This is a genomic window from Paraurantiacibacter namhicola, assembly GCF_001687545.1.
GTDB classification, from domain to species: domain Bacteria; phylum Pseudomonadota; class Alphaproteobacteria; order Sphingomonadales; family Sphingomonadaceae; genus Paraurantiacibacter; species Paraurantiacibacter namhicola.
This window is the reverse complement of sequence record NZ_CP016545.1, coordinates 990,441-1,006,347: the sequence shown is the minus strand read 5'-3', so window position 1 is coordinate 1,006,347 and position 15,907 is coordinate 990,441. Positions and strand designations below refer to the sequence as shown.

Here is a 15,907-nt window from a genome sequence, read left to right as displayed (position 1 = left end):
GCGCGCATGGCAATGCCCCGATTTCAGATGTAAAGGCTTGACCGGTGCCGCAACCGACGCCACCAATCGCGCCATGAGCGACGATGCGCCTGACAGCCTGATCCCCTATGACGAAATCGTGCAAGAGGCACTCCGCGCCGTAGTGGGCCGCGTGCTCGGCCAGATTGAGCAGGGCGGCGGCGAATTGCCGGGCGGCCACCATTTCTACATCACCTTCAAGACGCACGCGAATGGCGTGGAAATCCCGCAGCACCTGCGCGAGCGTTTCCCCGACGAGATGACGATCGTGCTGCAGAACAAGTTCTGGGACCTGAACGTAGACGATGACGGCTTCACGGTCGGCCTCAGCTTCAACAACAGCCCGGCCAAGCTCGACATTCCCTTCGCGGCCATCACCGCCTTCGTAGATCCAGCAGTGGATTTCGGCCTGCAATTCCAGGCGGCCGGCGCGGACGACCAGCCCGAGCCGCATGAAGAAGCGGAGAACGACGGATCGGCCGATGCTGCCGCTGCGGAACTGGCACGCGAGGCATCCGTTGCCACTACCGAAGACGGATCGAATGTCGTCACGGTCGACTTCGGCCGCAAGAAATAGCGCAGGCGGCTCTGCCCCGCCGCAGGGGAAATCGAATGGCCAAACACATCACGGATCGCGCAGCACGCGGACTACGCCGAGTGGCTGACAAGGCCAGCGACAGCGGGCCGCAAGTCGCAGGCCCCAGCCCCAATCCCGCGACCAACGCCATCATCCATGACGTCATCCTGCGCAGCGCCGGCCGCCTGACCCGCATGACGGTGGAGAAAACGCTGCTGCGCGGCCGCTATGGCTCCAGCGCGGCGAAGCAGATGGTGGAGAACCGCTCCACCCTGCATGCGCTGGCCGCATACGGGGTCACGAAGCTCGCGACCCGCTCCGTTCCTGGTGCCCTGCTGGTGGGCGGGGGATTGCTGGCGAAGACGATTTTCGACCGCTCCATCCAGCGCCGCTCCGCGAAACGCCGGGGTGACGCGATGCTCGAAATGCAGGCGGACGAAGACGCGCCGATCTGACGCGCCCTTGATTTGGGCCCCTGACCTGCGGCAAGGGCGTGCATGGCCATTAGCGATCAACCCATCCAGACCAACGCGCTGAAGCGGCGCGGCCTCATGTTCGTGCTCTCCTCCCCATCGGGTGCAGGCAAGACGACGATTGCCCGCAAGCTGCTGGCGGAAGACGGCGAGATCGCCATGTCCGTATCGGTCACCACCCGCCCCATGCGGCCGGGCGAGGTCGACGGGCGCGATTACCATTTCGCCGACCGCGCCGACTTCGAGCGCAAGGTCGAGGATGGCGAGTTCCTGGAATGGGCCGAGGTCTTCGGACATCTTTATGGAACGCCCAAGGCCGCCATCAAGGCAGGGCTGAAAGACGGGCAGGACTTTCTGTTCGACATCGACTGGCAAGGCACGCAGCAGCTCTACCAGCGCATGGAGACGGACGTGGTTCGCGTCTTCCTGCTGCCGCCAAGCATCGCTGAACTGGAAGGCCGGCTGCGCAGCCGCAATACCGATAGCGAGGACGTGATCCTTGGCCGCATGGCCCGCGCCCGTGCCGAGATCAGCCACTGGGACGGCTATGACTACGTCGTGGTCAATGACGATATCGACGAATGCTTTGCCAAGGTCCGCATGGTCCTGGAGGCAGAACGCATGCGCCGCGCCCGCCAGACCGGCCTGGTCGACTTCACCCGCGAACTGATGCGCTGACCGAAAGGAAACGGCGGCAGGTTTCCCCGCCGCCGTCTCTTTTGTTTCTACTGGCCCTTCAGGTCAGAACTGGCGCGACCAGCGGAATGCGACGCCCTGGTCGGACGGCAGGCTCTGATAATGGCCCGGCTCGTTCCGGTAGAACATGCTGGCCGACCCGTAGCCGCCCAGCAGCGGACCACGCCATGCGATCTCGCCCATGATCTCGCGGCCCTGCGGCGTAAGCGTCAGGCGCTGGATGCCGTAAGTCGGCGTGAGCGTGGCGTAATCGTAGGACACCGGCAGGTTCAGCGACAGATTGCCGCTTTCCACCCGCAGCGGCTGCGACACGCGGAAAGCAAGGCTGTCACGCGAGCCGAACACGCCCGTGCGCTGGAGGTCGAAGGACCAGGCCTGGCTCAGCACATGCGAACCCTGCGATACGGCACCGACGCGCTGCGGCTTGGTATAGCCACCGCGCGCGGCGAGACCCATGTTCCAGCCGTCGGCGAACTTCCAGTTGGCTTCCGTGTTGACGAACAGCGTCTGTGCGCCGCCCGTGCCGAAGGCTTCATGGAAACGCGCACCGAGGATGGTCGCATCTTCGTTCATCACCGTCACGCCCAAGGCCGTACCCAGATTGCCGAAGCGGCGATCGAAGGCGAGGCCAAAGGTGCTGACATCGCCGGCTAGGCGCTGGCCGCGCTGCTGCGAGGCACGGCGGAAGGCCGAAGCGGTCATCACTTCGCCCGTTTCCGCGCTGGCGGTGATACCCCAGCCGCCGAGCTGCTGGCGCAGCGCGAGGGCGGTGTCGGCGCGGAAATACATGCCGGAATCGGCTGCCGCATTGTCAGCCACCATGAAGGCAGGCCGATCCGTGCCCTGCATCAGGGCGACAAGGCCGCTGGCGCTTTCACGGAAGGTGAAGCCAGCCTTCAGGTCGGGGTTCAGCTTGAACAGGGCGCGCGAGGCAAGCACGCGGGCCTGCTGTGCGTCTTCCCGGCTCAGGCGAAGCTGCTGGATGCGGGGAAGTTCGCCCGACTGGCCACGACTGTCGATGGTGAAACCGATCGAGAAGCTGTCATTGCCGGCAGCGCGATGGACGCTCTGCGTAGCGACCGCCCCGTGCAGCGGGTAATCGACCTGCGCGCCCGTTGCAGTGCCGGACAGATCGACTTGGAAAGCGCGGCCCCACTTGTCGAGGATCACCGTGTCGATGGTCGAACGCGCGGTTGCATCGCCCATGGCGGGCGAACCGATGGCCGACGTATCGGAAAGCGCGATCCGGTCACCGCCAGCGATGCTGGTCGTGCCCTGCGGGGCGAAAGCCTTCGCAATGTCGAGGATCCCGCGGCCATAGACCGCATCGGTCCCGGCTTCACCGGCATCGAAGGCGGAGGAAAGGAGGATCTCGATGATCTGGACGCCGGTCAGGTTCGGGAATGCCTGGGCCAGCAGGGCAGCCGCACCGGCCACCTGCGGCGCAGCGAAGCTGGTGCCGGAGAAGACATAGGCGAAGCCCTGCGCGTCGACGAAGATCTGGCCGTCTTCGTAAGTACAGCAGATCCGGCCACCACGGGCCGCGATGTAATTCGCGGGGAAGGTACCGGCGCGGTTGCTGAAGCTGGACATGGTGCCATCCGCATCGACCGAACCGACGACGATCACGCCGTCGCGCCCAAATGCATCGAGGCTGCCGGCAAAGGCATCCGGTTCCGCTTCGCCATCATTGCCGGAGGCAACGACCACGACCACGCCCGCAGCAACGGCGCGCTGCACCGCTTCACGCAGGATGGAGTCGGCACGCCCGCCGCCAAGCGACAGGTTGATGACCTTTGCGCCATTGGCCACGGCATGATCCACCGCTTCGGCGATCGATGAGTTGAAGAAGCTGCATTGCGTCGAAGGATCGGCCGGATTGTCGGCGCCGCAGCTTCCCGGGAAGTCCGCACGAAGCGCCATGATGGTGGCTTCGTAGGCAATCCCGACCACGCCGGAACCGGTCCGACCACCTGCCGCAACCAGTGAAACATTGGTGCCGTGATCGTCTGCGGCATTGAAACCGCGCGTGTCGCGGTCGTCAAAGACATCGCGCGAGGCGGGATGGATTCGACCGGCAAATTCCGGGCTGTCGATGTCGATGCCCGTATCCACGACGGCGATCGTTACGCCAGCGCCGGTCCAGCCCAGGTTCCAAGCGGTTGCTGCATTATGCTGCAACGGGCCATCGGAACGGCGGAATTCGGCCGTATTGAACGCAGACGGCACCGGCGACGGGCTCGGGCTCGCACCCGGAGCGGGTGTCGGCGTCGGCGTCGGCGTAGGCGTTGGCGTTGGCGTTGGCGTTGGCGTTGGCGTTGGCGTTGGCGTTGGCGTTGGCGTTGGCGTGGGCGTCGGCGTGGGCGTAGGCGTAGGCGTAGGCGTAGGCGTAGGCGTAGGCGTAGGCGTAGGCGTCGGCGTCGGCGTTGGTGTCGGCGTTGGTGTCGGCGTCGGAGTTGGCGTCGGCGTCGGCGTCGGCGTCGGCGTCGGAGTTGGCGTCGGTGTCGGAGTTGGCGTCGGCGTTGGAGAAGGGGCCGGCGTCGGCGACGGCGTCGGCTGCGGGCTCGGCGTGCTGATGGTGCCACCACCGCCGCCGCCGCTGCCACCGCCACATGCGGTCAGGGTAGCCAGTGCAACCACTGCCACACCGGTATTGAGACTACGAATAAAGCGACCGCGAACCATTATATTTTCCCCGAATCTGGTTGATCTGCAGAAATCCCGCCCCGCTATGAAAGCAGGAAGGCAATTTTGCAAATGTGACAGGTCTGTGTCTTCGCGCCCCGGTTTGCGACCCGTGTGCGCTTGCCCAAGCATGACCCCGTGGCTACCGAGTGCGCAAGCGAAATTGAACACAATATGAACCTGCCGGAGACTCGCCTCATGTCCGATACCCAAGACCTCGCCGCCGCCATCGACCAGGCGTGGGAAGACCGCGCGGAGATAACGCCCGGCAACCAGGACGTGCGCTCGCATGTAGACCGGGCGCTCACGATGCTGGACACGGGCGAGGCACGCGTGGCCGAGCCCGATGCGGCAGGCGGCTGGACGGTCAACCAGTGGCTGAAGAAGGCCGTGCTGCTGTCCTTCCGCCTGTATGACAACCGCGTGCAGGCGCACGGATCTGCCGGCACGCCGGCCTATGACAAGGTGAGCAGCAAGTTCGCCGGCTGGGGCGAGGAGCGATTCCGCGAGGCCGGCTTTCGCGTCGTGCCGGGCGCCATCGTACGGCGCGGCAGCCATATCGGGCGGAACACCGTGCTGATGCCCAGCTTCGTGAATATCGGCGCGTTCGTGGACGAGGGAACGATGGTCGACACCTGGGCGACCGTGGGCAGCTGCGCCCAGATCGGCAAGAACGTACACCTCTCGGGCGGCGCAGGCATCGGCGGCGTGCTGGAGCCCCTGCAGGCAGATCCGGTCATCATCGGTGACGGCGCCTTCATCGGTGCGCGCGCGGAAGTGGCAGAAGGCGTGCGCGTGGGCGAAGGCGCGGTGCTGTCCATGGGCGTATACCTTGGCGCATCAACCAAGATCGTCGACCGCGCTACCGGCGAAGTCCACATGGGCAATGTGCCGCCTTACTCCGTGGTCGTGCCGGGCACGATGCCTGGCAAGCCGCTTCCCGATGGCTCGCCCGGCCCCAACCTTTATTGCGCGGTGATCGTGAAGACGGTCGACGCCAAGACGCGGTCCAAGACCGGCATCAACGAATTGCTGCGCGACTGAGCGCGGCGCGCTGGAACCGGCGCGTCACTGCGCCGTTCCACCAGCAAGACCAAATACTCAGACGGGGAAAGAATATGCACCGCGAAGGCGACGAAGTTCATGTTGACGAGGCCGAGGCAAGCGGCGGTTCCAAGGAAGGCGTCGTACGCTGGATCCTTGGCGTAGGCTTGGTACTGGCCATCGGGTTACTGAGCGCGATCTGGATCTTCGGTGCCTTCACGCAGGGCGACGTGGAGGAAGAGGCCACGGCAACGGGCATCGCGGAAAGCCAGGACAGTTCCGGCACGGACGGCGTCCTGCTTGATGGCTCCGAAGCCACGGACGAAATCGGATCGGAAACGCAAGTAGAGGACGGGCTCGAAGTTATTGAAAACTAAGGACCCAATATGAGCAATTCGAACAGCTACCAGACCGACCAGTATGTGAAGTGGAACTGGGGCAATGGTGAAGGCCACGGCCAGGTCAAGGAACGCTTCGAGCGCGAAGTGACCCGTACCCTGCAGGGAACCGAAGTGACCAAGGATGGTGATGAGGACAACCCGGCTTACCTGATCAAGCAGGACGATGGCGACGAAGTGCTCAAGCGCGGCAGCGAATTGTCCGACTGGGACAAGGACTGAGGGCGCGCCTGATGCCTGACGCCAAGTCCAAGAAGCAGCAGCAGGCGGCCGGCGCTGCCCTTTCCGCCAAGCGCGGCGAGCAGGACAAGTCCGACCTGCAGGGCGCATCGAAACAGATGTACGAGAGCATGTCGGAAAGCGAGCTGGAGGACATGGCCTCTACCGATCGCAGCGATCTCCCGGAAACGGCCTCGGGCGACTGACTGCCCGTATCCCTACCAAAAAGCCCCGTCGGAACCTTCCGGCGGGGTTTTTCTTTGTCCTGTCAAGGAGATGACGATGGACAATAGCGAGAAGGACGAGACTTACGACGAGTTCTACGACTGCGTGAACATGCAGCCAAAGGAGCTGGAGGATTGGCTCGAGACCGAAGAGTCAAAATCCGTCGGGGACAGCGACGATGGCGAAAGCACCGGCCACAAGTCTGGCCGACGCATCGTGGAGATCAAGCGCACGAACAAGGATGAGCTGACCGATGATCAGTACGATCACATGAACAAGGTCGTCGGTTACATCCATCGCCACCTGTCGCAGCGTCCCGATGGTGACATCGAGGACAGCAACTGGCGCTATTCACTCAAGAACTGGGGTCACGACCCCTGCAAGGATTGAGCAGAACTCAGCGCGGCTCGCCGGCCCTGTATTCATACGGTGGGACATCCCCCTGGCTCGCCGCAAAGGCCTCTGCCTCGCGCATGACGCGCAGCATGTTGCCGCTGGCGATCTTCTCCAGGTCTTCCTGCGAGTAACCGCGCCGCGCCAGCTCCACGAACAGCGCGGGATAGCCCGACACGTCCTCCATCCCGACCGGGCCGGTCTGCATGCCGTCATAGTCTCCGCCCAGGCCAATGTGGTCGATCCCGGCGACATCGCGGATGTGATCGATATGGTCAGCCATGTCGCCGATGGTCGCCTTGGGTTCCGGGTTCGCCGCATCCCATGCCGCCAGCCCCGCCTCCACGGCGGCGGGCTGGCCCTGCCAGGCAGCCTGCAGGCGCGCTTCCTCTCCCTTGCGGGCGATGTACCATTGGCGCGCTGCCTCACTCAGATAGCCGGGCAGGCCCACGACCATCACGATACCGCCGTTTTCGGGCAGGCGCCGCAGCACGCTGTCGGGCACGTTGCGTGAATGGCCGTTGATAGCCCGCGCACCGGAGTGGCTGAAGATCACGGGCGCGCCCGTCACGTCGAGTGCATCGTGCATCACTTCCTCGCTGACATGGCTGAGGTCCACCAGCATGCCCATGCGCGCCATTTCGCGCACCAGGTCCTTGCCAAAATCCGTCAGCCCGCCATGAACCGGCGTGTCTGTGGCGCTATCGGCCCAGGGCGTGTTCTTCGAATGCGTCAGCGTCATGTACCGCACGCCCAGCTCATACATCTGGCGCAGCACGGCGAGGCTGGAGCCGACGGAATGGCCGCCCTCCATGCCCATCAGGCTGGCGATCTTCCCGTCGCGCCACGCCTGCTCGACATCGTCCGCCGTCAGGGCCAGAACCAGCCGGTCCGGATAGCGCGCGATCAGGCGCTTGGTCACATCCACCTGCTCCAGTGTGGCCTGCACGGCCTCGGCCTCGGGCAGGCTGGCGCTGACATAGACGGACCAGAACTGCGCGCCCACTTCGCCCTGGGCCAGCCGGACAAGATCCGTGTGCATCACGCGGCCGCTGGGATGGTCCGGGCCGGTGTCCAGCGTATCCTCGAAATCGAATTCGTTGATGACATTGCCATAACGCCCGCGCAGCTGGATCGGCACATCGTTGTGGCCATCGAAGACCGGCGCGTTCTCAAGGGCGGCCGCAGCCACTTCCTCCGGCGATTGCGCGGCGGCAGGCATGGCCAGCAAGACAAGGCTGACAGTGCTGGCGAAGAGTGCTGTGCGGATCATGGAATGGCCCCTTTCCCGTGTAGCCTGCGACTAATCCTGTTCCGCCCCGACTTTGCAAGCCGCAAGTCTGGAACCGGGCGACTGCACGGCCTGTTGCCCTTGCTGAACCCAGACAGGAAAGCAGGCCCCGAAATGGCAGTAGAAGCGATTTTGAATGACGTGGTCATAGCGCACAGCACCAGCACCAAGGTGGTGGAAGGCAATCACTATTTCCCCCGCGAGGATGTCGACATGTCGATGCTGGAGAAGAGTGACACGCGCACCTTTTGCAGCTGGAAGGGCGAGGCGCGTTATTATTCCCTCGATTGCGATGGCACGCTGGCCAAGGACGCGGCCTGGACCTATCCCGATCCAAAGCCCGATGCGGCGCATGTAAAGGATCACATCGCATTCTGGGGCGACGTCGAGATATCGGAGGACTGATCCGCGCCGCGCTGCGGGTGCTGCTGGCGGTGTTCTATGCGATTGCCGGTTACCTGCATATCGCCGCGCCGGAAAACTTCCTGCGCATCACGCCCGAATGGGTGCCTTACGCGCCGCTGGTGGTCACGCTGACAGGCTGGGCGGAGATTGCCGGCGCAATTGCCCTGCTGCAGCCTTTCAGCCTGCGGCTGCGGCAAGCCGGCGGGATCGGCCTGGCGGTCTATGCGCTGTGCGTGTGGCCCGCCAACATCAATCACATGCTTATGGACATGGCCGCCATGGCAGCGGGCGAGGCGCCCAGCGTTGCGGCAGGCATGGCCTATCACGTGCCGCGCATGTTCGCGCAGCCGATGGTCATCTGGCTGGCCTTGTGGAGCGCAAATGCCGTGGACTGGCCGTTCCGCCGCCGCGCAAGCGGCCAGGACTGAAACCTCAAAAGGAAGCGGGCGGAAAGCCGAAGCCCTCCGCCCGCCAATCCGCCTTGCGGCGGCATTTCAGCCGATCAGCTGAGGTGCTTGGAAACCGCAGCCGTCATCTTGAACATGGAGATCTGCGAATTGCCGATCACCGCGCCCAGCTTGGCATCGGGATTGATCATCCGCTTGTCCTTGGAATCCTGCAGATTGTTGGCCTTGATGTGATCCCACACCTTCTTGGTAACCTGTGCGCGCGTCATCGGGCCCTTGCCCACGACGTTCTCCAGTTCCGGCGAAACGGTAACCGGTTTTTGCAGCGCGTTGTTCTTCGCAGCCATAGTACTTTCCTTCCCTTGTTACGGAACGGGCCGGCGGCAGGTCAGTCTGCCGTCTCTTCCTCGTCCCAATCCTCAAAATCATCCTCGTCGCCTTCCGTGCGGGCATAAGTGCCCGTGAGCACGGCGACGGCCATTACGTGGCCCTCCATCGCTGCCACGATCTCCTCCCGACTCGCCCCCGGCATCTGCACCAGCGGCAGGTCGAGCGCGAAGAGCTGGAACACGTAATCATGCGCCTCATGCCCTGTCGGCGGATCGGGCAGCTGCCATTCGCTGTTCTTGTAGGAATTCTTGCCCACGCGCGGCGGTGTCTCGCCTTCCAGCAGCTGACCCTTCTGCGGCGCAAGGCCCCAGACCAGCCAGTGGCAGAAGGGTTCGGGGGCTGGCGCATCGGGATCTTCAACCACCAGCACCAGTTCCTGCGTGCCAGGAGGCGGCGCAGTCCACTCCAGCGGAGGGGCGACCGCGTCTTCCTCGTCAACGGTGAAGCAGGGGTCCAGCTCTTCGCCATTGGCGAAGGCAGCCGAGGACAGCGTGAAGCCATTCTTGCCGATCAGCCCATCCGCGCCCAGCTTTGCGACGACCAGCTTGCCATGCCCTGCACGGACACTCTTCAGGGCCGATCCCAACCAGGCAGGCACATGTTCAAGCATTATGGTCCAGCAATCCTTCGTTTTCGCGGGGCGCCAACAAACGGGGCATCACGCGATTTACGGATAGGAGCGTAGGCAGACCCGGGGCATGCCACAAGGCGGCAAAAGGGCATTTCGACCCAAAAACAGCCGAATTCGCGTCGTAACGGTGGATATTTACCGTTTGCGGAGCGCCGAACGGTCCTGTCAGCCGCGATCTAGAGGCTTTCTGATCCGGTTTTCGGATTGCTGTCGCTGGTTGCGCAGCCTTCCAGCAGGCGCTCGCCGATCTGCAGCGTGGCCGTGAACGGATAGTCGTAATCGCTCATATTGTCGCTGCACATGCCCTCAGTGACGGTCAGCACAACCTCTTCACCATCCATCGCACCGGTAAAGGCAAGGCCGCTGTTTCCCGCAAACCGGCTGACGGCAAATGCCGTGCCATCGATGTTCTCCGGGGTGGAGAACACCGCTTCGCTGCCTTCGATCTGCACGCTCCAGAACGGCTCTGTCCCTCCCGCAGACACGCTCTCGCCTTCGGCAATCCTGTCGAAGGTCTCCGCCGAACGCGTATCGTCCTCCGCACCGGATGTGCAGGCTGGCAGGTATGCGATGGCGAGCAGACAGGCGGCGGCTTTCAGGGTGATGTGCATGGCTTCCTCAATTGCGGGTCCGGTGCGGAACGCTTGCCGGTCGGTACCGTTGAATGGCCGTGAATACAAAGCGATCCTGGACATGAAGACGCGTTTCATTCTGGCGGCAGCAATCCCGCTGGGCCTAGTGGCGGGCGTGGCGGGCGGGAGGCTGGCGGACCCGGCCATGCAGGATCGCTCGGTCAATCCTTACAGCCAGACGCAGGCAGCCTCCATGCGCTTGCAGGAACGGCCGCGCCAGGCGCGCTTCGCCGTCCAGCCGCAGGACCTGGATCCGCGCGGCGGTTATCGGCCGGACCTGGATTACGACAGCGAGGTCTGGGACAGCGATGTCGCGCGCATGGAAGCGGAGCGCCGCGGCTTCCATATCGACGATTATTACGCATCCACCGCACCTCTTCCTGCTCGAGAACAAGTGGAAGTGGAGGACACGTCGACGCTGGCAGAGCCTGCGGCGAACACGCCAGCGCCGGCGAAGGAGCAGCCGCAGGTGACTGTCACCAGCGGCAACGATCCGTCACGCGGCGAGCCGGTGACGACCGATGGGATCCGGGCGATCTACTGACCGGGCTTTCGCTCAGATCAATCCGATGATCAGACTTGCGCCGCCCAGGCCCAGCGAAAGCGGGATCCGCAGCGCCATCCACCAATCCGGTGCAGAAGGCGCGATGCGGCGATCCACCCACAGGCTGGCAATGATGGCCAGGCCGAGAATGACGAGCTGAGGCTGGGGCCAGCTCCAGCCCAGCACCCAAGGCACATATGTCGCCAGCGCAACCAGGCTGGGCGCGACGCTGGCCACCCACAGCCATGCGGGCACGCGCTCGCCCTCGCGGATACGGCTGGCCGCGATCCCCCACCACATGCCGCCGAGGAAACTAAAGATCAGCGCGGCGTAGCCCCAGGCAATCGCCAGCGCCGTCCAGCGCCATTCCGCAGGACCGAACAAGATAGCCGCGAGGCAGGCGAGTTGCGGCAGCAGGCCGGACAGGCCGAGCCAGCGTGGCCAGGGCGGGATGGATCGCATTGCCGTCTCCGTAGCTGCAAAAGCGAAGGGCGCCCCGTTTCCGGGACGCCCTGCGTTTGGTCAATGGTGCGCGCGATTACTCGGGCATCAGCACGGCGTCGATCGCGTGGATCGTACCGTTGGACGCTGCGACATCGGTCTGCACGACGGTGGCGGTGTTGCCAGCAGCGTCGGTCAAGATGACGTTGCCATCGACGACCGTTGCGGTCAGCGTGCCGCCGTTGACGGTGTTGACCGTGTAGCCACCTTCGCCGGCATCGGTGATGGCCTGCGTCAGCGTGGCTGCATCGACGTTACCTTCCACGACGTGGTAGGTGAGGATGGTGCCGAGCTTTTCGGTGTTGTTCGTGGTCAGGTCCTCGACCGTGCCATCGGGCAGCGCATCGAAGGCTGCATTGGTCGGCGCGAACACGGTGAACGGGCCTTCACCCGACAGCGTTTCGCCGAGGTTCGCAGCAGTCACGGCTGCGACCAGCGTCGAGAAATCGGCATTACCCTGAGCGACTTCCACGATCGTGCCACCGGCCATCTCGTCATTGCTCATTTCGTCGGCGGCCATCGTCTCGTCGGTGGTCGTGGTTTCTTCTGCGGTCTCACCGCATGCTGCGAGGGTAAGACTTGCAGCGGAGGCGAGGGCGATTGTCAGCTTTTTCATGCGTCGTATTCCTTTCGGGGAGATCGTGATCGGGCGCGCGGCTCCTGGCCATGCGACCTTCAGCGACCCAACGGGCCGCGAATGCAATCGTTCCGGAAAGGGTGTGGACGGCACGCGCCCATCAAGGATCAGGCGGGCGAAGCCTGCGATGCCTGTGCATCGTCGATTTCGCGCAAGGCAGCCTTGTCGCGCGCGATCTTCTCGCGCTGTTCGGCCACAGCGCGGGCCTGGTCGGCAAGGCCGCGCCATGTCGCCTCGGAACGCAGCGCGCGTTCGCGCACATTGTCCAGCTTGGCTGCGGCGGCCTCGGTCGCGCATTCCTTGGCGCGGGCAGTGTAGAATTCGTAAGTCTGGCTCATCGTGTTTGCGTTCCCTTCGAACTCCCGGATAGGATGGCGCGCCGAGGCCGCAAGGCCCCGGCGCGCCCGTGTCCATTTATCAGTCAGCAGCCGACAGGTTGACGGCGCTTTCCTTGCCATTGCGGCCCTGCTCTACGTCGTAGTTCAGGCGCTGGTCCTTATCGAGCGACTGCATGCCAGCGGCCTGCACGGCCGTGATGTGCACGAAGCTGTCAGCGGAGCCATCGTCGGGCTGGATGAAACCATAGCCCTTGTCGGTGTTGAAGAATTTTACGGTGCCAGTCTTGGCCATGATGAGTTCCTTTCGGGAACGCGAGTTGCCGACGCGCGACATGCGCGGCGGTGATGCGTCAAATCGTGTGATGAAAGGAAGTCGTCGTCTGGTTTACGCCGCTGCCCTGGAGGCGTGCGGCGGTCGGCAAATCTCGAAGTCCGTCGCAAATCTCGACGTCAGCGCAGGCCGCTTAGCACGGGCCGGGCGATTCACCTAATCTTGCCTTGCCGTCCCGCATGGCGCAGCATGGCTGGTATGAGCCGGCAATACACCACATTCGCGCAGTTCTGGCCGCATTACCTGCGGGAACACTCGCTACCGCGCACCCGCGCGCTGCATTATTTCGGCACCACGCTGGTGGTGGCCATCGCAATCTTCGCCGTCCTGACGGGGCGCTGGTGGTGGCTGCTCGCCATGCCGCTGGCGGGCTATTTCTTCGCCTGGCTCGCCCACTTCACGGTCGAGCGCAACCGCCCGGCCACGTTCACCTATCCCCTGTGGAGCCTGGGCGCGGACTTCCGCATGTGGTGGCTGTGGCTGACGCGTCGGCTCGCCCCGGAGCTCGAACGGGCAGGCGTTTCAAATGCGGGCGGCGGCCCCGGCGCTGGCTGAGGCCGCCAACCGATTACATCACCTTGTCGATGCGCGGTTCGTGGCGGTTCTTGTCGCCCTTGCCGAAGTGGCGCTCAAGCCGCTGGGCCAGCGTGCTCGCCGCCTTGCGCGCGGCATCGTCCACCTGGGCTGCATGCGACGTGACGCCGATGGGCTTGCCGCCCTTGGGCCGCGCCTCGATGGTGCAGGACTTGTCGTCCGCGCCGTGCTTCGGTCCATTCTCATCGCGGACGTGCACTTCCAGCCGTGTCAGCCGGTCTTCGAAACGCGCAACCTTGTCGCGCACAGTCGCCTCGATACGCTCGGCGACGTTCTCGGTCCCCATGACGGAGCTGTCGGTGTTGAACTGGAACTGCATGTCTGATCTCTCTCAATTATAGGCTTCGCCGGCCCTCTTCCGGCCAGTAAATGAATTGCGGCGGCGCAGGACATTCCGGCCCCGCGCCGCCGCATGTGTTCAGGGAACCAATACGCCGTCGATTATGTGAACGACGCCGTTGGAGGCATCCACGTTCTTCTCGATGACGCGTGCCGAATTGCCGTTGGCGTCGGTCAGCACGAATTCACCGTCCACGACCGTTGCCGTCAGCGTGCCGCCATTGACCGTCTCGAAGGAATACCCCTCTTCGCCAGCTGCGCCCACGGCCGTGCCGAGATCAGGCGTGCGGACTTCGCCCGCCACGGTGTGATAGGTCAGGATCCGGGCCAGGTCATCCAGATCGTCCGTCGCCAGCTTCTTCATCTTGCCCTGCGGCAGGTCCTCGAAGGCGGCATTGGTCGGGGCAAAAACCGTGAAGGGCCCCTCGCCGGACAGCGTCTCTTCAAGCCCGGTCACCCGCACTGAGGTGGCGAGGTTGGACAGGTTCTCGTTGGCGCCGACAAGCTCGACGATCGAGCTGGTTGCCTCCGCTCCGTCAGCCATTGCGACGGTGTCGGAATCGGTGTCGGTGGCAGGCTCGCCGCAGGCTGCAAGCATGAGCGCAAGGGCACCGAGCGAAGAAAAAGCTACAGTCTTCATCGTTCTGATCCTTTAGAAATCGCGGGGCCGGTGCGCCGTGTGTCGGCATCCTTTCGCCCTCGATAATTCAACGCCCGGACGCCCGCCGCGTTCCGCAAAATCGGCGCGCAACGGCGGGTTTCAGCCGCTCCGCGAAAGGCGCCGCCGGTTGGCCCTCACCGGCTTGGCATAATGCGCCAGAGCCTGCGTGCCGAAGGCTGCCGGACTGAAGGGCGCGGCCATCATCATGGCGGGCCAGAAGGTCGCGGCGGCGGCCAGCTTCTCGTCCACCATGCGCTGCCCTTCCCGCTCTGCCAGAGCGCCGCCTGCCATCATGCGCCAGCTGCGCAGCCAGATGACCGAGGAAGCCTCCATCGCGAGCGACATGCTGTCGAACCAGAGGCGGGTGGCGGCTTCGGGGGAGGTCATGAACATTTTCCTGGCTTGTGCGGTGCAGCAACGGGTGGGAAGACCGAAAGGGTCCGGCCCTCGTCCTGAATTTCGCGGAGCCCTCACCGCCTGCCCCCACCCGGCCGCTGCGAATTGATGCAAGCAATCGGGCAATGGGGCGTAGGGTCTGCGGCGGGGCATGCCGCCCCGATTGGAAAAGACCATGGCCAAAGGCCAGCAGAAGAAGAGCCGCGAGAACCGCAAGCCCAAGAAGGAAAAGGTCAAGACCAACGCCTCCAACCCCAGCCTGAAGCCCGGCGCCATCAAGGGGCTGGAGAACATGAAGAACAGCTGAGCCCTGCGAATAACAGGCCCGCAATCGTAGGCGCGGCGCGGCGGGCACGCTACGGCATCAGCCATGGATAGCGCCCGCCCGCCCCAACCCGTCACCATCCTTGTTGATGCCGATGCCTGCCCGGTGAAGGACGAAATCTACCGCGTGGCGCAGCGCCATGGCGCGCATGTCCGCGTGGTCAGCAACAGTCCCTTCCGCGTGCCGGTGAGCGAGCGGGTGAAGCGCGTGGTGGTGTCGGACAGCTTCGACGCGGCGGATGACTGGATCGCCGACAATGCCGGGCCGCACACCGTGGTCATCACCGCGGACATCCTGCTGGCGGAACGCTGCCTGAAGGCCGGCGCGGCGGTGCTGGCGCATAATGGCAAGCCGTTCGACACCGCAGGCATCGGCGCGGCCATCGCGACGCGGGCCATCATGGCGGACCTGCGCAGCGGGATGGACGGAATCGGCGGCGGCCCGCCCGCCTTTTCCAAGGCCGACCGTTCGCGCTTCCTGCAGGCGCTGGACCGCGAGCTGGTGCGCCTGTCGCGAACCGCCCGCTAGCCGCCCGCTAACAGCCACGCCTCACTCCGCAGCCTTGGCCTTCGCCTTGTGCGCCGCGATCGCCGCGTCGATGGCCACGATGCGCTGCCGCTCCGGCGTGTCCTTGGGCAGGCCCTTCAGGCGGCACGTGGCCCACAGCTGGCGGCGTTCGGATTCGAGGTTCTTGAGATAGAGGTCGGCCATGCGTCCCCTATGGCCGCCTTCGGGGAACCTGGCCAGCGGCGATGGG

Annotated in this window: 28 protein-coding genes; 14 read left to right on the top strand and 14 right to left on the bottom strand. The window is 64.5% G+C overall.

The features are described 5' to 3' along the window. Positions 1-73 precede the first annotated feature (73 nt). From A6F65_RS04820 to gmk, 3 genes are read left to right on the top strand one after another with little or no spacing between them, the layout of a single operon-like run. On the top strand, positions 74-595 hold the full coding sequence (locus tag A6F65_RS04820; RefSeq protein ID WP_067790067.1) for an SspB family protein: 522 nt from the start codon (positions 74-76) through the stop codon (positions 593-595). Between the two features lie 35 nt (positions 596-630). Further along, positions 631-1,050: a hypothetical protein gene (locus A6F65_RS04815; protein WP_067786432.1), complete on the top strand. Its 420-nt coding sequence runs from the start codon at positions 631-633 to the stop codon at positions 1,048-1,050. A gap of 42 nt (positions 1,051-1,092) precedes the next feature. Next, positions 1,093-1,746: a guanylate kinase gene (gene gmk / locus A6F65_RS04810; protein WP_067786430.1), complete on the top strand. Its 654-nt coding sequence runs from the start codon at positions 1,093-1,095 to the stop codon at positions 1,744-1,746. Between the two features lie 63 nt (positions 1,747-1,809). On the opposite strand, the gene A6F65_RS13030 is transcribed toward gmk, so the two are convergent. After that, the gene (locus A6F65_RS13030; RefSeq protein WP_169817003.1) at positions 1,810-3,945 is read right to left on the bottom strand and encodes a S8 family peptidase; all 2,136 of its coding nucleotides are present in this window, start codon (positions 3,943-3,945) and stop codon (positions 1,810-1,812) included. Then, entirely contained in the window at positions 3,935-4,378 is a 444-nt protein-coding gene (locus tag A6F65_RS12855; RefSeq protein WP_067786426.1) for a hypothetical protein, read from the bottom strand. Before A6F65_RS12855 ends, A6F65_RS13030 begins: the two co-directional genes overlap by 11 nt. A gap of 269 nt (positions 4,379-4,647) precedes the next feature. Here A6F65_RS12855 and dapD point away from each other — a divergent pair, with 269 nt between their 5' ends. The 5 genes from dapD (at position 4,648) to A6F65_RS04775 (ending at position 6,725) form a co-directional block, all read left to right on the top strand. Beyond that, positions 4,648-5,493 carry a 2,3,4,5-tetrahydropyridine-2,6-dicarboxylate N-succinyltransferase gene (gene dapD, locus A6F65_RS04795; RefSeq protein ID WP_067790063.1) on the top strand — a complete coding sequence of 282 codons (846 nt, stop codon included), beginning with the start codon at positions 4,648-4,650 and terminating at the stop codon, positions 5,491-5,493. Positions 5,494-5,567: 74 nt separating this feature from the next. Continuing rightward, positions 5,568-5,870 (top strand): hypothetical protein, encoded by a 303-nt coding sequence (locus A6F65_RS04790; RefSeq protein WP_067786425.1) that lies wholly within the window; start codon positions 5,568-5,570, stop codon positions 5,868-5,870. A 9-nt stretch (positions 5,871-5,879) separates the two neighbouring features. Beyond that, a complete protein-coding gene (locus A6F65_RS04785; protein ID WP_067786423.1) occupies positions 5,880-6,113 on the top strand; it encodes a hypervirulence associated TUDOR domain-containing protein in 234 nt (77 codons plus the stop codon). 11 nt (positions 6,114-6,124) lie between these two features. Then, a complete protein-coding gene (locus A6F65_RS04780) occupies positions 6,125-6,316 on the top strand; it encodes a DUF3008 family protein (RefSeq protein ID WP_067786421.1) in 192 nt (63 codons plus the stop codon). Between the two features lie 76 nt (positions 6,317-6,392). After that, entirely contained in the window at positions 6,393-6,725 is a 333-nt protein-coding gene (locus A6F65_RS04775) for a DUF3140 domain-containing protein (RefSeq protein WP_067790060.1), read from the top strand. Between the two features lie 7 nt (positions 6,726-6,732). On the opposite strand, the gene A6F65_RS04770 is transcribed toward A6F65_RS04775, so the two are convergent. Next, positions 6,733-8,001, bottom strand: coding sequence for a dipeptidase (locus A6F65_RS04770; RefSeq protein ID WP_067786419.1), 1,269 nt, complete (start codon positions 7,999-8,001; stop codon positions 6,733-6,735). Between the two features lie 132 nt (positions 8,002-8,133). Here A6F65_RS04770 and A6F65_RS04765 point away from each other — a divergent pair, with 132 nt between their 5' ends. Together A6F65_RS04765 and A6F65_RS04760 are read left to right on the top strand one after the other, a co-directional pair. Then, complete coding sequence (locus A6F65_RS04765) at positions 8,134-8,424, top strand: DUF427 domain-containing protein (protein WP_067786417.1); 291 nt, start codon at positions 8,134-8,136, stop codon at positions 8,422-8,424. A 17-nt stretch (positions 8,425-8,441) separates the two neighbouring features. Then, positions 8,442-8,852: a DoxX family protein gene (locus A6F65_RS04760; protein ID WP_237164887.1), complete on the top strand. Its 411-nt coding sequence runs from the start codon at positions 8,442-8,444 to the stop codon at positions 8,850-8,852. 74 nt (positions 8,853-8,926) lie between these two features. On the opposite strand, the gene A6F65_RS04755 is transcribed toward A6F65_RS04760, so the two are convergent. From A6F65_RS04755 to A6F65_RS04745, 3 genes are all read right to left on the bottom strand, one after another. Further along, positions 8,927-9,178, bottom strand: a complete 252-nt coding sequence (locus tag A6F65_RS04755) for an SWIB/MDM2 domain-containing protein (RefSeq protein ID WP_067786415.1) — start codon at positions 9,176-9,178, stop codon at positions 8,927-8,929. A gap of 41 nt (positions 9,179-9,219) precedes the next feature. Further along, positions 9,220-9,831 carry a YbhB/YbcL family Raf kinase inhibitor-like protein gene (locus A6F65_RS04750; RefSeq protein ID WP_067786413.1) on the bottom strand — a complete coding sequence of 204 codons (612 nt, stop codon included), beginning with the start codon at positions 9,829-9,831 and terminating at the stop codon, positions 9,220-9,222. 197 nt (positions 9,832-10,028) lie between these two features. After that, positions 10,029-10,463 (bottom strand): COG3650 family protein, encoded by a 435-nt coding sequence (locus A6F65_RS04745; RefSeq protein ID WP_067786411.1) that lies wholly within the window; start codon positions 10,461-10,463, stop codon positions 10,029-10,031. Between the two features lie 82 nt (positions 10,464-10,545). Between A6F65_RS04745 and A6F65_RS04740 the strand changes: the two genes are divergently transcribed. Further along, on the top strand, positions 10,546-11,028 hold the full coding sequence (locus A6F65_RS04740) for a hypothetical protein (protein ID WP_157093057.1): 483 nt from the start codon (positions 10,546-10,548) through the stop codon (positions 11,026-11,028). Positions 11,029-11,040: 12 nt separating this feature from the next. On the opposite strand, the gene A6F65_RS04735 is transcribed toward A6F65_RS04740, so the two are convergent. The 4 genes from A6F65_RS04735 to A6F65_RS04720 form a co-directional block, all read right to left on the bottom strand. Further along, entirely contained in the window at positions 11,041-11,490 is a 450-nt protein-coding gene (locus A6F65_RS04735) for a DUF3429 domain-containing protein (RefSeq protein WP_067786407.1), read from the bottom strand. Between the two features lie 76 nt (positions 11,491-11,566). Next, positions 11,567-12,145, bottom strand: coding sequence for a fasciclin domain-containing protein (locus A6F65_RS04730; RefSeq protein WP_067786405.1), 579 nt, complete (start codon positions 12,143-12,145; stop codon positions 11,567-11,569). A gap of 128 nt (positions 12,146-12,273) precedes the next feature. Then, on the bottom strand, positions 12,274-12,504 hold the full coding sequence (locus A6F65_RS04725) for a hypothetical protein (RefSeq protein ID WP_067786403.1): 231 nt from the start codon (positions 12,502-12,504) through the stop codon (positions 12,274-12,276). 79 nt (positions 12,505-12,583) lie between these two features. Further along, entirely contained in the window at positions 12,584-12,796 is a 213-nt protein-coding gene (locus A6F65_RS04720; protein ID WP_067790055.1) for a cold-shock protein, read from the bottom strand. Positions 12,797-13,033: 237 nt separating this feature from the next. On the opposite strand from A6F65_RS04720, the gene A6F65_RS04715 reads away from it, so the two are divergent. Next, on the top strand, positions 13,034-13,390 hold the full coding sequence (locus A6F65_RS04715; protein ID WP_067786401.1) for an Mpo1-like protein: 357 nt from the start codon (positions 13,034-13,036) through the stop codon (positions 13,388-13,390). Between the two features lie 13 nt (positions 13,391-13,403). On the opposite strand, the gene A6F65_RS04710 is transcribed toward A6F65_RS04715, so the two are convergent. The 3 genes from A6F65_RS04710 to A6F65_RS04700 form a co-directional block, all read right to left on the bottom strand. Continuing rightward, positions 13,404-13,748 carry an HPF/RaiA family ribosome-associated protein gene (locus A6F65_RS04710; RefSeq protein ID WP_067786399.1) on the bottom strand — a complete coding sequence of 115 codons (345 nt, stop codon included), beginning with the start codon at positions 13,746-13,748 and terminating at the stop codon, positions 13,404-13,406. 99 nt (positions 13,749-13,847) lie between these two features. Next, on the bottom strand, positions 13,848-14,408 hold the full coding sequence (locus A6F65_RS04705) for a fasciclin domain-containing protein (RefSeq protein WP_067786397.1): 561 nt from the start codon (positions 14,406-14,408) through the stop codon (positions 13,848-13,850). A gap of 120 nt (positions 14,409-14,528) precedes the next feature. Next, positions 14,529-14,822, bottom strand: a complete 294-nt coding sequence (locus A6F65_RS04700) for a hypothetical protein (protein ID WP_205631901.1) — start codon at positions 14,820-14,822, stop codon at positions 14,529-14,531. 178 nt (positions 14,823-15,000) lie between these two features. Between A6F65_RS04700 and A6F65_RS13210 the strand changes: the two genes are divergently transcribed. Continuing rightward, positions 15,001-15,132, top strand: a complete 132-nt coding sequence (locus A6F65_RS13210; RefSeq protein ID WP_257784265.1) for a hypothetical protein — start codon at positions 15,001-15,003, stop codon at positions 15,130-15,132. A 63-nt stretch (positions 15,133-15,195) separates the two neighbouring features. After that, positions 15,196-15,678 (top strand): YaiI/YqxD family protein, encoded by a 483-nt coding sequence (locus tag A6F65_RS04695; RefSeq protein WP_067786395.1) that lies wholly within the window; start codon positions 15,196-15,198, stop codon positions 15,676-15,678. A gap of 21 nt (positions 15,679-15,699) precedes the next feature. Here the strand turns inward: A6F65_RS04695 and A6F65_RS13025 are convergent, their stop codons facing one another. Next, positions 15,700-15,861, bottom strand: a complete 162-nt coding sequence (locus tag A6F65_RS13025) for a hypothetical protein (protein WP_169817002.1) — start codon at positions 15,859-15,861, stop codon at positions 15,700-15,702. Between the last annotated feature and the right edge of the window lie 46 nt (positions 15,862-15,907).

Excerpts from the sequence above, each read along its gene's own strand:
- A6F65_RS04820 (WP_067790067.1), top strand. The coding sequence starts at position 74 with ATGAGCGACGATGCGCCTGACAGCCTGATCCCCTATGACGAAATCGTG.
- A6F65_RS04815 (WP_067786432.1), top strand. The coding sequence starts at position 631 with ATGGCCAAACACATCACGGATCGCGCAGCACGCGGACTACGCCGAGTG.
- gmk (WP_067786430.1), top strand. The coding sequence starts at position 1,093 with ATGGCCATTAGCGATCAACCCATCCAGACCAACGCGCTGAAGCGGCGC.
- A6F65_RS12855 (WP_067786426.1), bottom strand. The coding sequence starts at position 4,378 with ATGTGGCGGTGGCAGCGGCGGCGGCGGTGGTGGCACCATCAGCACGCC.
- dapD (WP_067790063.1), top strand. The coding sequence starts at position 4,648 with ATGTCCGATACCCAAGACCTCGCCGCCGCCATCGACCAGGCGTGGGAA.
- A6F65_RS04790 (WP_067786425.1), top strand. The coding sequence starts at position 5,568 with ATGCACCGCGAAGGCGACGAAGTTCATGTTGACGAGGCCGAGGCAAGC.
- A6F65_RS04785 (WP_067786423.1), top strand. The coding sequence starts at position 5,880 with ATGAGCAATTCGAACAGCTACCAGACCGACCAGTATGTGAAGTGGAAC.
- A6F65_RS04780 (WP_067786421.1), top strand. The coding sequence starts at position 6,125 with ATGCCTGACGCCAAGTCCAAGAAGCAGCAGCAGGCGGCCGGCGCTGCC.
- A6F65_RS04775 (WP_067790060.1), top strand. The coding sequence starts at position 6,393 with ATGGACAATAGCGAGAAGGACGAGACTTACGACGAGTTCTACGACTGC.
- A6F65_RS04770 (WP_067786419.1), bottom strand. The coding sequence starts at position 8,001 with ATGATCCGCACAGCACTCTTCGCCAGCACTGTCAGCCTTGTCTTGCTG.
- A6F65_RS04765 (WP_067786417.1), top strand. The coding sequence starts at position 8,134 with ATGGCAGTAGAAGCGATTTTGAATGACGTGGTCATAGCGCACAGCACC.
- A6F65_RS04755 (WP_067786415.1), bottom strand. The coding sequence starts at position 9,178 with ATGGCTGCGAAGAACAACGCGCTGCAAAAACCGGTTACCGTTTCGCCG.
- A6F65_RS04750 (WP_067786413.1), bottom strand. The coding sequence starts at position 9,831 with ATGCTTGAACATGTGCCTGCCTGGTTGGGATCGGCCCTGAAGAGTGTC.
- A6F65_RS04745 (WP_067786411.1), bottom strand. The coding sequence starts at position 10,463 with ATGCACATCACCCTGAAAGCCGCCGCCTGTCTGCTCGCCATCGCATAC.
- A6F65_RS04740 (WP_157093057.1), top strand. The coding sequence starts at position 10,546 with ATGAAGACGCGTTTCATTCTGGCGGCAGCAATCCCGCTGGGCCTAGTG.
- A6F65_RS04735 (WP_067786407.1), bottom strand. The coding sequence starts at position 11,490 with ATGCGATCCATCCCGCCCTGGCCACGCTGGCTCGGCCTGTCCGGCCTG.
- A6F65_RS04730 (WP_067786405.1), bottom strand. The coding sequence starts at position 12,145 with ATGAAAAAGCTGACAATCGCCCTCGCCTCCGCTGCAAGTCTTACCCTC.
- A6F65_RS04725 (WP_067786403.1), bottom strand. The coding sequence starts at position 12,504 with ATGAGCCAGACTTACGAATTCTACACTGCCCGCGCCAAGGAATGCGCG.
- A6F65_RS04720 (WP_067790055.1), bottom strand. The coding sequence starts at position 12,796 with ATGGCCAAGACTGGCACCGTAAAATTCTTCAACACCGACAAGGGCTAT.
- A6F65_RS04715 (WP_067786401.1), top strand. The coding sequence starts at position 13,034 with ATGAGCCGGCAATACACCACATTCGCGCAGTTCTGGCCGCATTACCTG.
- A6F65_RS04710 (WP_067786399.1), bottom strand. The coding sequence starts at position 13,748 with ATGCAGTTCCAGTTCAACACCGACAGCTCCGTCATGGGGACCGAGAAC.
- A6F65_RS04705 (WP_067786397.1), bottom strand. The coding sequence starts at position 14,408 with ATGAAGACTGTAGCTTTTTCTTCGCTCGGTGCCCTTGCGCTCATGCTT.
- A6F65_RS04700 (WP_205631901.1), bottom strand. The coding sequence starts at position 14,822 with ATGTTCATGACCTCCCCCGAAGCCGCCACCCGCCTCTGGTTCGACAGC.
- A6F65_RS13210 (WP_257784265.1), top strand. The coding sequence starts at position 15,001 with ATGGCCAAAGGCCAGCAGAAGAAGAGCCGCGAGAACCGCAAGCCCAAG.
- A6F65_RS04695 (WP_067786395.1), top strand. The coding sequence starts at position 15,196 with ATGGATAGCGCCCGCCCGCCCCAACCCGTCACCATCCTTGTTGATGCC.
- A6F65_RS13025 (WP_169817002.1), bottom strand. The coding sequence starts at position 15,861 with ATGGCCGACCTCTATCTCAAGAACCTCGAATCCGAACGCCGCCAGCTG.